The following is a 13,360-nucleotide window of genomic DNA, read 5'->3' as shown; positions in this document are numbered from 1 at the left end:
TTCGGGTCAGGTGCAGAGCAGGGTGGTGAGGCGCTCCGGCTCGGGGGCGTGGCAGCGGGCGTAGAGGTCGCGGGCCTCGCGCCAGTGCGGCAGCGCCGCGTCCGATCCGACGGTCTCCCCCAGGGCGATGCCGAGGATGCACAGCGTCCTGGCCACGCCGAGCCGTTCGCCGCACTGCCGTTGCACGGACAGGGCTTCGGTGGCGAGGTCGACGGCCCGCGGCGACTGCCGCCCGAGCAGCGCGATGTCGGCCAGCACGGACAGCGCCTGCCCCTCCAGGACCCGGAATCCCGCGTCGCGGGCGATGCTCAGGGCGTGCTGGGCGAAGTCGGTGGCCTGCGCCGGGCTGCCGCCGGTCAACAGGTTGGCGGCCATGGTGATCAGGGCGTGGCACTCGTCGTACCGGGCGCCGATGGCGCGGGCGAGGGTGACCGCCCGCTCGCATTCCCCGGTGCCGCCGGTGATCGCGCCGAGCACGGTCAGCGCGTACGCCTCGGTGCGCACGGAAGCGAGGTCGCCGGCGATCTCCACGGCGGTGCGGGCGGCCGCCAGCGCCTCCTCGGCCCGGCCGGCGGCGTGCTGGATCAGACCGAGATACCCCTGCGACTGCGCCTCGTCGATGCGCGCACCGAGCTCCTGGCTACACGCCAGCCCGGCGGTGCAGCTGGCCAGCGCCTCGTCGAGATCGCCCCGCTGGTACAGCGCGCCGCCGAGGAAGGTCAGCACGGTGCCCTCGGCCCGCGGGTTGATCTCCCGCTGCACGGTCAGCGCCCGCCGGCAGAAGTCGATGCACCGGTCCAGTTCGCCCCGCTGCTGGCACAGCACGCCGAGGTTGACCAGCGTCATCTCCTCGGTGTGCCGGTTGCCCAGCCGCAGCCCCACCCGCAGCGCCTGCTCGTAGTACGCGGTGCCCTGCGTCAGCTCGCCGGTGGATTCGCTGACCAGTCCGAGGTTGTTCAGCACGCACGCCTGCCCGTAGAGCCAACCGGTCTCCCGGAACTGCTTCAACGCGGCGGTCCACAGCTCGGTCGCCTCGGCGTACTGGTTCACGGCGTAGTTGGCGGTGCCGAGGCTGAACAACGCGGCCGCCTCGGCTCGTGGGTCCTCGGTGGACACTGCCAGCGCCAGGCGGGCCACGGCGAACCAGTCGGTGATTTCCCCGCGCTGGTAGAGATATCCGCGGATGGCGTCGGCCAGCAGCCAGGCGCGTTCCCGCAATCCGGACCGTGCGGCGTGATGGATGGCGGCGACCAGGCCGGCCCGTTCCGCGTCGAGCCAGGCCAGTGCCGACGCGAGGTCGTCGAAGAGGTCCTTGGTCGGCGGCACGAGCTGCAGCATGTGCGGGTACAGCACGCCGACCGCGGCGCGGGCGTGCCGCAGGTAGTCGTCGAGCAGCCGGCACAGGGCGCTTTCCCGTTCCTCGGGGCTGTCCTGCTCGTACGAGCGTTCCCGGGCGTAGTGCCGCAACAGGTCGTGGCAGGTGTAGCGGCCGGGCTCGGGCTGGTCGACGAGATGCGCGGCGGCCAGCTCATCCAGCAGTCTTGCTGTTTCGCGAGGGGTTGACTCCTCGATCAGCGCCGCCGCGGACTCGGCGCTGACGTCCGGCCCCGGCACCAGGCCCAGGCGGCGGAACAGTTCCTGCGCCTCCGGCTTCAGCCCGGAGTACGACAGGTCGAAAGCGGAGCGGACGGCGCTCTGCTCGTCGCCGTCGATTCGCAGTGATGCCAACAGATTGTCCTGGCCGAGCGCGGCGACGTGATCGGCGATCGGTCGCCACGGATGGCTGGCCAACTGCGCCGCGGTGATCCGCAACGCCAGTGGTAGGTGTGCGCAGGTGCCGGCCAGGACCGCCGCCGCCTCCGGGTCGGCGTCGATCCTCGAGCCGCCGATCATCCGCCGTAGCAAGGAAATCGCCTCGTCCGGCGACAGCACGTCCAACCCCAGCCGCTGCGCGCCGTCCAGGGCGACCAATCCGTCGAGGCGATCACGACTCGTGACCACCACCTGGCAGCCGGAACCGGCCGGCAGCAGCGGCCGCACCTGCTCCGCGCTGACGGCATTGTCCAGCAGCACCAACACTTTCCGGTCGGCCAGCAGCGACCGGTACAGGCCCGTCGCCTCGGCGAGATCGACCGGTACCTGATCCGGCGGCACGCCGATGGCCCGGAGGAACTGGGACAGCGCGTGCAGCGGCTGCACCGGCGGCCCGACCGAATAACCGTTGAGGTTGACGTAAAGCTGCCCGTCCGGGAACCGCGTCCGCACGCGGTGCCCCCACTGCACGGCCAATGCCGTCTTGCCGACACCCGCCGTGCCGACGACCACCTTGACCGCGCCGGCGGCGTCCAGCGCGGCGAACTGGGCCTCGCGGCCGGTGAAGCCGCCGATCGCCGGCGGCAGCAGCGCCGGCACGGTCGTCGCCACCGGCGGCGGGGGCGAGGTGATCGTCAGGGTCTGGTCGTTGCGCAGGATCGACAGCTCCAGCCGGCCCAGTTCCTCGCCGGGATCGATGCCCAGTTCCTCGGCCAGCAGCGCCCGGGTCCGCCGCGACACGGCCAGCGCCCGGCTGCTCTGACCGCCGCGGTGCAGCGCCAGCATCAGCTGCCCGACCAGCCGTTCCCGGGTCGGTTGCTGGTCGACGAGCGTGGTCAGCTCGCCCAGCGCCTCCTGGTGCCGGCCCAGCCGCAGCAGCGCGTCGAACCGGTCCTCCTGCGCCACCAGCCTCGTCTCCGTGACGCCGCCGACCAGCTGGTCGATCACTTCCGGGTCGGCCGTGTCCACCAGCGCCGGCCCCCGCCACAGCGCCAGCGCCTCGTCCAGCAGGGCCAGCCGGGACAGGTCGTCGGCGGCGTCCCTGGACCGCGTGACCAGGGCCTGGAACCGGTGCACGTCGATCAGCATCGGGTCGGCCCGCAGCTGGTAGCCGGAGCCGCGCGTGACCACCGTCAGCTCGGCCTCGGCCTCCGAGAGCAGCGCCCGGATGCTCGACACCGACACCCGCACGGCGTGCGAGGCGGTGCGCGGCGGCCGCACCGGCCACACCAGCTCGACCAGCCGGTCCACCGGGACCAGCCGGTTCACCTCCATCGCCAGCACCGCGAGCACGAGGCGGCGCTGGCGCGGCCCGAGGTCGACGATCGTCGTCCCGATCCGCGCCTGCACCGGTCCGAGCAGCCGAAGTTCCATGCGTCCCCCAGGACATTCGCCACCTGGGAGTCAGGAGCACGGTATCCGGCGCTGGATACACGAATGGCGCTCGCCCCCGACGGACGAGCGCCACCCGGCCCGGAATCAGGCTTCTGCCATGCCCGCGACGATCGACGTGCGGGCCGCGCGACGCGCCGGCATCAGGGCCGCCACCACCGCGGCGAACACCGCCGCCAGCAACAGCACGCCCAGCTGGCCGCCCGGGATCGCCAGCCCCAGCTGGAGGTCCGGGCTGGACAGCGCCTCGACCAGCACCCAGGCGAACGCGCCGCCCAGGACCACGCCGATCAGCGCGCCCATCACGCCCATCAGCACCGACTCGATCACCAGCATGAACCGCAGCTGGCCCTTGGTCAGGCCCAGCGCCCGCAGCAGCGCCGACTCCCTGGTGCGCTCCAGCACCGACAGGCCCAGCGTGTTGGCGATGCCGAACAGCGCGATCACCACCGCCAGCCCGATCAGCGCCCACATCAGCGTCAGCAGGCTGTCGATCTCGGCGTTGAGCTGCTCCTTGGTCGCCGCCGCGCTGTTCACCTCGGCCACCGGCACGTTCGCCGTCGCCTTGTCCATCGCGGCCTGGCCGTCGCCGGCCGAGACGCCCGGCTTCATCTTGACCAGGATGTGGTTGTAGCCGACGACCTTCGGCGCAACCGCGGCGAAGGTGTCCAGCGTGACCAGGCCGTCGGCCAGCTCGCGGGCGTCGTAGATCGCGACGAGCTTGAGCATCTTGCTCGCGTCGGGCGTGCTGACCAGCAGCTGGTCGCCCAGCTTGGCGGTGCCGACCGCCGACTTGTTCAGCGCGATCGTGCCGGGGCCGACCTGGCTCAGGTCGCCGCTGACCAGCTTCGGGTTGACCATGCTGCCGATCGCCGACTGGTCGATGCCCTGGATCTCCTGGTCGCCGGACTGGGCGACCGTCATGGGCGTCTCCGTGGTCGCCGCGACCTGCGCGATCTGCGGCACCCCGCGCAGCTGACCGGGCAGCGTGGCCGGTAGCGGGTGGTCGTACACCGAGGAGGCGACCGTGAAGTCGGCCGGGAACCGCTTGTCCACCTCGGCGCCCGCGGCCTGCTTGCCGCTGGTGGCGACCACCGTCACCATCGTCACGATGGTCACGCCGATGACCAGCGCCGCCGTCGTGGCCGCCGTGCGGCGCGGGTTGCGGCCGGCGTTGGCGGTGGCCAGCTTCGCCGGCACGCCGAACAGCATCGACGGAATGGCGCCGAGCAGCTTGTTGATCGGGCCGACGATGAGCGGGCCGAGCACGATCACGCCGAGCAGCATCACCATCGTGCCGCCGCCGACCGGGAACAGCGCCGCGTCCGGGTCCTTCAGGCCCATGCCGAGGCCGATCAGCCCGGCGCCGCCGAGCAGCAGCACCGCGGCGGCGACCACGCGCAGCACGCTGGTGCGGCGGACCTCGTCGTGGCTGTCCGGCTGGCTGCGCAGCGCCGCCAGCGGGGCGACCTTCGTTGCGCGCAGCGCCGGCAGGCCCGCCGACGCGACGGTGACCAGCACGCCGATGGCGAACGCCGCCAGCACCACGGTCCCCGTCAGCGGCACGCTCACCGAGGTGGCGGCGCCGCTGAACCAGCCGACCGCCTTCTGCAGCAGTGCGGCCAGCCCGATGCCGACGCCGAGGCCGAGCACCGAGGCGATCAGGCCCATCACGAACGCCTCCAGCAGCACGCTGCCGAAGACCTGGCGGCGTTCCGCGCCGATGCAGCGCAGCAGCGCCAGCTCCCGGGTGCGCTGGGCGACCAGGATGGTGAACGTGTTGTAGATGACCATCGCCGCGACCACGAGCGAGATCAACGCGAAGATCAGCATGAATTGGGTCAGGCCGCCCGAGCCCCGCCCGGCGTGTTCGAGCGTGTCCTGGGTGAAGGCGTCACCGGTCTGCACCTTGAAGTTCTTGCCCAGCTGGGCGGAGATCCGGTCGACCAGGTCCTGCTGGCTGACGCCCGGCGCCGCGGCCACCACCACCTGGTAGACGCCGGACTGCTTGTCCAGCTTGGCGATCGCGCTCGGGGTGAGCAGCACCTGCATGTCCGACAGCGACAGCGCGTTGCTGCCCTGGCTGTACGTGCCGACCACGGTCAGCGGCACCGCGGTGTCGCCCTGGCCCAGCACCGACACCTTCTGGCCCACGCCGATGCCGGTCGTCTTGGCCGTGCGGACGTCCAGCGCGATCTCGTCGTCCGCCTTGGGGTACGTGCCCGACACCAGGTCGAACTCCCGCAGTTGCGGGGTGTTCTCGATGGTGGACGCGAACGCCTGCGCCGCCTTGCCGTTGGACTTGATCAGCGGCAGCGACCCGCCGCCCCGGCCGTCCGCCCCCGCGACGCCCGGAATGTTGCGGATCGCGTCCACCGAGTCCTGGCCCAGCTTCGGCGGGTTGGGCCCCCTGACCGCGTCGCTGTCCTGGTTGACCGTGATCGACGCGTCCACCCCTCGCGTCTGGCGGGCGAGGTTGTCGTGCACCTGTGCGTTGAGGGCGTTGCCCAGGATCAGCGTGCCGCTGACGAAGGCGACGCCGAGGATGATGGCTATCGAGGACAGCACCATCCGCGCCGTGCGGGCGCGCAGACCCGCGAGCGTGGCCCGGAACATCACGCTCCCAGGTGCTTGAGGGCCGACAGCACGGAGTCGGCGGTGGGCTGGTTGATCTCGCCGGCGAGCCGGCCGTCCGCGAGCAGGACCACCCGGTCCGCGTAGGAGGCCGCCACCGGGTCGTGCGTCACCATGATCACCGTCTGGCCCAGCTTGCGGACCGACATGCGCAGGAAGTCCAGCACCTCCGCGCCACTGCGCGAGTCCAGGTTGCCGGTCGGCTCGTCCGCGAAGACCACCTCCGGCCTCGCCACCAGGGCGCGGGCACACGCCACCCGCTGCTGCTGGCCGCCCGACAGCTCACTCGGCTTGTGCCCCAGCCGCTGGCGCAGCCCGATCGTGTCCACGATCGTGTCGTACCAGGCCCGGTCCGGCTTCCTGCCCGCCAACTCCAGGCCCAGCAGGATGTTCTGCTCCGCCGTCAGCGTCGGCAGCAGGTTGAACGACTGGAACACGAAGCCCACCCGGTCCCGGCGCAGGCGGGTCAGGTCCCGGTCCGACAGCTTCGTGATGTCCGTCTGTCCGATGTAGACCTGGCCGTTGTCGACCGAGTCCAGGCCGGCCAGGCAGTGCATCAGGGTCGACTTGCCGGAGCCCGAGGGCCCCATGATCGCCGTGAACCGGCCCGCCGCGAAGGCCACGCTGACACCGTCGAGGGCACGCACCGCCGTGTCGCCCCGGCCGTAGACCTTGACCAGCTCACGCGCCTGGACCGCGGTACGGAGTCCGACGTCGGACGCCACAGCAGACATTCTTGCTCCTCACCTGGAAGTCGATGAGGCAGAACCTATGGCCCGGCGGGGTGCGTCAACATCCACTCGCGGGCGGGAAGGACCGTCGTACCGCAGGCTGACGGGAATCATCCCGGAGGTGTACAACCACGGGAGCACCCCCTGGTCGAGGGCCCGGAGGCCCTGCTCAAGGGCACCGCCAGGCCGCCTTCGCCCAGTGCTCAGGACTCCAACAGCCCGCGGTCGTAGGCGGCGGCGACGGCTTCGGCCCGGCGGCTGGCGCCGAGCTTGGCCATGATGCGGGAGAGGTGCACGCTGACGGTCTTCTCGCTGATGTAGAGCTCCTCGCCGACCTCGCGGTTGGTGCGCCCCATGGCGACGAGGGCCAGGACGGAGCGCTCCCGGGGCGTGAGGAGGTCGACGGTGTCACGGGGGACGGCGTCGCCGAGTTGGATGCGGCCGCGCTTGGCGAGCTCGGCAACGGCGGCGCCGAGGGGCGCGGCGCCGAGGCGGTCGGCGGTCTCGGCGGCGAGGCGGAGCTGCTGGGCGGCCTCGTCCTTGTCGTCGTCGGCGAGCAGGGCGGCGGCGAGGCGCCAGCGGGCCAGGGCGCGTTCGTAGCCATGCCCGTAGCCGAAGGCGTCGACGACCCGGCGCCAAGCCTGCGGATCGCCGGTGCCGTCGTCGAGCCGGGTGACCTCGGCGGCGAGGCGGGCCTGCCAGGCGAGGCCCTCGGGACCGAGCTTTCCGCTACGGGGACGGGACTTTCCGGCGATCTCGCCGAGTTCGACGAAACGCTGGGCGGCGTCCAGGGCGGACGACTCGGCGTCGCGACGGCGGCGGGCGAGGCGGGCGGCGTCGGCGGCGGCGGCGACACCCAGGGCGGCGAGGCGGATCTCGCCGGTGAGACCGGGTTGGATGGACTCCAGGGTGTCGAGGCCGTCCTGCGCGGCGGCGAGCCCCAGGTCGGGGCGGCCACGCCAGCCGTGCAGCTCGACGGCGGCGGCGGTGCAGAACAGCGGCAGCTGGAAGTCGCGCCGCCATTCGGGACGGAGCCGGTGCAGCAACTGTTCGGCGTGGTCGAGACGGCCGGAGCCGACCTCGGTCGGCAGGCCGGAAGCGGCGACGATGGCGGTGCCGAGGTTGGCCACGGGATCACCGGGCAGCCGCGCCGCCTCGGCGCTGCCGGCCCAGTCGCCGGCCACGTAGCGAGACACCACCAGCAGCGCCCGGAGCTGGAAACCCGAAGGGCCCCAGGACAATCCGTTCTGCTCGGAGCGGCGCAGGCCCTCGGAGAAGACCTTCGCGGCCTCGCCGATCAGCCCCTGCTCGTAGCGGTTGACGCCGAGGTTGAACCAGGCCCGCAGCTCCACGTTCAACGCGCCGGCCTCGATGGCCCGGTCCCGGGCGATGATCAGCCGCGAGCAGGCGTCGTCGACGAGGCCGTCCTTCTCGTCCATCACGGCGATGGTGATCAACGCGTCGGCCTCGGCGCTGCGCGAACCGGTCTGCACGGCCGAGCGCACGGCCTCGTCGGCGGCCTCCCGGGCCAGCGGCCGGCACACGGCGCGCATCATCCGGGCGCGGACGGCCATCACCCAGGCCTTGGTGACGGACTCCGGCTGGTCGTGCACCAGCTGCCAGGCCTCGTCGATCACCTCGGCGGCCTCGTGCTCGCGACCGTCCAGATTGGCCAGTGCCATCGACAGGCGCCGCAAGGACTCGATCTTCGCCTCGCCCTCGGCGATGCGCACGGCCTGGCGGGCGAACGCGATGCCGCGCTCCAGCTCGCCGGCGCTGATGGCGAAGATGCTGGCCATCTTGGTCAGCTTCACCTCGGAGACGCCGGCGTGCGCCTCGGGATCGGCGACCGCGGCCCAGATCTTCATCGCCTGCTCGGTGTAGTGCAGGGCCTCGCTCGGCGCACCGGCCTCGTCGGCCTCGCGCGCCGCCTGCACCGAGGCGGCCAGCGCCTGCGGCAGGTCGTGGCTCTCCATGCTGTGGTAGGCCAGTTTCGCCGCCGCACCACGGATTCCCTGCTCGGCCTTGAGCTGGTTCGCGTACGCCGAGTGCAGCCGGACCCGTTCGCCCGGCAGCAGGTCCGTGTAGATCGCCTCGCGCAGCAGGGCGTGCCGGAAGGCGTAGTCGTCGGCGTCGATCGTCTGCAACACGTTGTGCTGCACGGCTTCCCGCAGCGCCTCCTCCAGCTCCGGCGGCGCCATGTCGGCGACGCCGTGCAGCCGCGCGTAGCGGACCCGCCGCCCGCCGGCCGACGCCGCGCGCAGCACCTGCTGCGTCTGCGGGCTCAGGCGCTCGATCCGGGCCAGCAGCACATCCGCCAGCGCGGTCGGCACGCCGGGATCGTCGCAGCCGCAGTCGGCGGTGCTGGCCAGCAGCTCCTCGGCGAAGAAGGCGTTGCCCTCGGAGCGTTGCGCGATGCGCTGCACCTGCGCGTCGGTGAGGTCGTCGTCGGCGAGCGCCTTCACGAACCGAGCCGCGTCGTCGGCGTTGAACGGCGTCAGGTCCAGCCGTTCCACGGCGGACAGCCGAACCAGCTCCGCGAGCACCGGCCGCAGCGGGTGGCGCCGGTGCAGCTCGTCCGCACGGTACGTGACGGCGACCAGCAGGCGTTGGCTGCTCAGCCGGGACAGCAGGAAGGTCAACAGGTTCCGGGACGACGAATCCGCCCAGTGCACGTCCTCGACCGTCAGCAACACGGTCCGTTCCGCGGCGAGCTCCGCCAGCAGGCTGTGCACGGCGTCGAACAGCTGGAGCTGCCCCAGCTCGGCGTCGTCCTCGCGGCTGAGCGGCTTGACCGCCAGGTCGGGCAGCAGCCGGGCCAGCGCCGGGCGGCTGTGCAGGGCGTCCGGGTGGTCGCCGCGCAGCTGCGCCAGCACGTCCGCGAACGGTAGGTACGGCAGGCCCGCCCCCGCGCCCACGCACCGTCCGGTCAGGACCAGCGCGCCGTCCCGCTCAGCGGTGGCCGCCAGGTCCGTCAGCAGACGGGTCTTGCCCACGCCGGCGTCCCCCGACACCAGCACCGCCCCCGCCTGGCCCTCGTCGGCGCGCGCGAGGGCGGCACGCAGCCGGCCGATCTCCGCGCTGCGTGCCACCAGCGGAATTCCCGATCCCAGGCGCGGCACGGTGGGCATGGTCGCACACCTCAGGCCGCGAGGCGGGTCGCTTTCGAGTCAGGGCGATCACTGTCACGGTGCCGACGGAACAGCTTCGGCAGCCAGGTCAGCGACTCCTCCACCGGCCGCGCCAGCTCCTTCGCCCGCGACTGCCGGTACTCGACCTCGGCCCGGATCGACTCCGGGGCGCTGAACTCCAACATCGCTTCCTCCTCATCGGTTTCCGACAAGGTGGAGAGTCGTCCTGAGGCCCGGCGGCCGGCATCGGAGGAACACCTACGCGACCCCTTACCCGCCCGGCGTGACCGGCACTGAGGGCAGGTAAGGGACCCTCAGGCCGGGGTTCGGACGGAGACTCTGGCCTGGGCGAGGCGGGCGCGGACACCGTCGGCCTCGGGGGCGCCGAGGTCGGTGAGCACGGACAGGGAGCGCTGCCAGTGCGGCAGCGCGGACTGGTCGCCGAGGTGGTCCAGCGCCTGGGCGATGCGGTCGTGGGCGATGCCCTGGTGGTAGACGCTGCTGGCCTCGACGGCGACCTCCAGCGCCCGCTTGGCGGCGGCCAGCGCCTCGCCGCCCTCCCCGAGGGCGATGAGCGACTCGGCGAGGGTGCTCAGCCCGGCGGTCTCGCCGACGGTGTCGCCGAGCTCGCGGTAGATCTCCATCGCCGCCCGCAGCTGCTGCACGGCCTCGGTGTGCCGCTGCTCCCCGGCGTACAGGCAGGCCAGGTTGTGCAGGTTGTTGGCCTCGGCGAACTGGGCGCCGGTGCGCTTGCTGATCTCGGCGGCCCGCAGGTACTGCACCTCGGCCTCGTGGGCCCGGCCGGTGGACTGCAGGATGTTGGCGATCGAGGTGTACGCCCGCGCCTGCCATTCGCCGTGGCCCTGCCGCCGGCTCACGGAAAGCGCTTCCCGTTCCGCTTCCAGTGCCTCGTCGTAACGCTCGTGCAAGGTCAGCACCACGCCGAGGTTGTGCAGCGTGACGAACTGCGCCAGCGGATCCTTCAGCCGCCGCACCACGGGCGTGGCGGCCTCGTGCGTGGCCAGCCACGAGTCACGGTCGGCGAGCAGCCAGAACAGCCGGCTCAGCGTGTACGGCAGCTGCCAGGCGTGCACCGGCCAGTCGTGCGTGACGGCGTACGCGGCGGCGGCGAGCAGGTTGACGCGCTCGGCCTCCAGCCACGCCATGGCCGTGGCGGAGGAGTCGATGACGGGGATCTCGGCCGGCGGGTGCTCGGGCGAGATCTCGACGGTGCCTCGCGTGATGGGCAGCAGCCCGTCGGCCAGGTCGGCGCAGTACAGGTAGTAGTCGAGCATCCGACCGGCGACGGCCCGCTGCTCGTCCTCGCTGAGCTCCTCGCCGGCGAGGGTCACGCAGTAGGCGCGCATGAGGTCGTGCGGCATGAACCGGCCGGGCTCGGTGACGGTCAGCAGGTGCGCCGCCTCCAAGGAGTCCAGCGCACGCATGGCGTCGCACAGCCGCACCTCCGCCAAAGCGGCGACCAGGTGCGGGGTGATGTCGTGGCCGGGGTGCATGCCCAGCAGCGCCAGCAGCCGTGCCGGCAGCGGCGGTAGCGCGCGGCGCGAGGCGTCGAACGCCGACCGCACGGCGCTGGCGCCGCCCTCCAATCCGAGCGCGGCGAGCCGCCCCTGCTCGTCGTCGAGCTCCGAGACCAGCGCCGCCACGGGCTGACGTGGCGCGACGGCCAGCCGCGCGGCGGCGATGCGCAGTGCCAGCGGCAGCCTGTCGCACAGCGACGCCAGTCGCGCCACCTGGGCCGGCTCCTCACGTAGGCGCGCGCTGCCGGCGATGCGGCCGAGCAGGTCCACGGCGTCGTCGTCGCTGAGCATGTCGACGTCGAGCAGCTTGGCGTCGGCCAGCGCGACCAGCCCGTCCAGCCGCCGCCGGCTGGTGACCAGCACGCAGCAGCCGGAGCCGGCCAGCAGCGGCATCAGCTCGTCGGAGCCGCGCGCGTTGTCCAGCACGATGATCATGCGACGGTCGGAGACCAGGGTGCGGAACAGCGCCGCGCGCTCGTCCACGGTCGCCGGCACCTCACCGGCGGCCACGCCCAATGCGCGCAGGAATCGCCGCAGCACCTCGTTGGCGTCCAGCGGGTCTCGCTGCGGGTCGTAGCCGTGCAGGTCGACGTGCAGCTGTCCGTCGGGGAAGTCGGCGCGCACCCGGTGCGCCCAGTGCACGGCCAGGGCCGTCTTGCCGACGCCGGCCGGCCCGGTGATGGCCACGACCAGGCCCGAAGGTGTGTCCGCCCGCAACGAGTCCAACCGGTCCAGCAGGTCCTGCCGGCCGACGAAGGACGCCGGGTCGGGCGGCAGCTGCCCGGGCACGGCGGCCTGGACGACCACCTGCGGCCGCTGCTCACCCGAGCCGGACAGGTCCTCGCCGGCCAGCACGGCCTGGTGCAGCCGCTGCAGCTCGGGCCCCGGTTCCACGCCGAGCTCGTCGATCAGCACCTGCCGGGCGGTGCGGTAGGTGGCCAGCGCCTCGGCCTGCCGGCCGGTCTGGCACAGCGCCCGCATGGTCATGCCGTACAGGCGTTCCCGCAGCGGGTACTCGTCCACGAGCCGGGTCAGCTCGGCCACCACGTCGGCGCCGCGGCCGAGCGCCAGCCGCAGGTCGGCGCGCTCCTCGAGCACGGTGAGCCGCCGCTCGACCAGCCGGCTGCGCTCCACCTCCGCGAACAGCCCGGGCAGCCCGCCGAGCGGGTCACCCCGCCACAGCGCGAGGGCGGCGTCCAACTCCTCGGCGGCCCCGGCCAGGTCGCCGGCCGCCCGCAGCCGGGCGGCGGCGGTGGTTCTGGTGTCGAACACGTCCAGGTCCACCCACGACGGGTCCAGCCGCAGCCGATAGCCGTCGCCGGCCGAGCGCAGCAGCTCGCCCTGCTCACGGCTGGCCCGGCGGGGCTCCAGCGCCCGGCGCAGGCCGGCCACGTAGGTGTGCACGACGTTGACCGCGCTGCTCGGGGCGCTCTCGCCCCACAGCGCGTCGATGATCTGGTCCCGGCCCACGACCGTGTTGCGCCCCAGCACCAGGACCGCGAACACGACCCGCTGCTTGGGCGCCCCCAGCGCCACGTCCTGGCCGTCCCGGCTGGCGCGCAGCGCGCCCAGCACCTCGAACCACCAGGTTGATCCACCGTCCGACAAGCGATCAGCCCTCCATGCCGCCACGTGCGGCGATCGAAGCCTAATCGGGCCTCCAGACGTACTCCAGAGGTTGTGTGGACGGTTCAGTAATCATTGTTACCAGTTCCACCCGATGGAACCAGCCGGAGCCCGCAAGCTCCCCACAGACGACGCGGGCCGATCGATGTGCAGAGGGCAACAGCCCGCGGCGGCGGAACATCGATCGGTTCGCGTCCCCCATTGCCCGGCCTCGGACGCGCGCCTTCGTCCGGGGCCGTCGGCGCGCCGCGGGGCGGGAAGCCCCCCACGGCGCCCCACGGGCTCAGCCGCGCCGGAACCCGTTCCGGCTCGCGGTGGCCAGGAACGTCCGCCAGCTCGACCCGCCCACCAGCAGCGAGCCGCCGGCCGGGTTCTTCGAGTCGCGGACGGCCGTGTCCGCGCCGGCGAAGGCGATCTCCACGCAGCACACGTCACGGGGACCGCTGTAGCTGCTCTTGCGCCAGGTCAGCTCGGCCTGGGTTTCGATCACGACAGC

7 protein-coding genes are annotated in these 13,360 nt (G+C 72.7%); all 7 read right to left on the bottom strand.

Annotated elements, in window-relative coordinates; genetic code table 11:
• Positions 1–6 precede the first annotated feature (6 nt).
• The 7 genes from BJ998_RS27930 to BJ998_RS27900 all read right to left on the bottom strand — a co-directional run bounded on the left by BJ998_RS27930 (position 7) and on the right by BJ998_RS27900 (position 13,354).
• On the bottom strand, positions 7–3,186 hold the full coding sequence (locus BJ998_RS27930) for an AfsR/SARP family transcriptional regulator (RefSeq protein WP_184866343.1): 3,180 nt from the start codon (positions 3,184–3,186) through the stop codon (positions 7–9).
• Positions 3,187–3,291: 105 nt separating this feature from the next.
• Positions 3,292–5,820: an ABC transporter permease gene (locus tag BJ998_RS27925; RefSeq protein ID WP_184866342.1), complete on the bottom strand. Its 2,529-nt coding sequence runs from the start codon at positions 5,818–5,820 to the stop codon at positions 3,292–3,294.
• On the bottom strand, positions 5,820–6,572 hold the full coding sequence (locus BJ998_RS27920) for an ABC transporter ATP-binding protein (RefSeq protein ID WP_184866341.1): 753 nt from the start codon (positions 6,570–6,572) through the stop codon (positions 5,820–5,822). The genes BJ998_RS27925 and BJ998_RS27920 overlap by 1 nt, the downstream gene beginning before the upstream one ends.
• 200 nt (positions 6,573–6,772) lie before the next feature.
• Positions 6,773–9,700 (bottom strand): helix-turn-helix transcriptional regulator, encoded by a 2,928-nt coding sequence (locus tag BJ998_RS27915; RefSeq protein ID WP_184866340.1) that lies wholly within the window; start codon positions 9,698–9,700, stop codon positions 6,773–6,775.
• Between the two features lie 11 nt (positions 9,701–9,711).
• Positions 9,712–9,885 carry a hypothetical protein gene (locus BJ998_RS27910; RefSeq protein WP_184866339.1) on the bottom strand — a complete coding sequence of 58 codons (174 nt, stop codon included), beginning with the start codon at positions 9,883–9,885 and terminating at the stop codon, positions 9,712–9,714.
• 129 nt (positions 9,886–10,014) lie between these two features.
• Positions 10,015–12,846: an AfsR/SARP family transcriptional regulator gene (locus BJ998_RS27905; protein WP_221338146.1), complete on the bottom strand. Its 2,832-nt coding sequence runs from the start codon at positions 12,844–12,846 to the stop codon at positions 10,015–10,017.
• Positions 12,847–13,147: 301 nt separating this feature from the next.
• Positions 13,148–13,354 carry a DUF397 domain-containing protein gene (locus BJ998_RS27900; protein WP_184866337.1) on the bottom strand — a complete coding sequence of 69 codons (207 nt, stop codon included), beginning with the start codon at positions 13,352–13,354 and terminating at the stop codon, positions 13,148–13,150.
• Positions 13,355–13,360: the final 6 nt, after the last annotated feature.

Origin of the sequence: Kutzneria kofuensis (assembly GCF_014203355.1) — a bacterium.
Classification (GTDB): Bacteria; Actinomycetota; Actinomycetes; order Mycobacteriales; family Pseudonocardiaceae; genus Kutzneria; species Kutzneria kofuensis.
The sequence above is the reverse complement of the archived record's forward strand: the minus strand, read 5'-3'. Positions and strand labels throughout refer to the sequence as shown.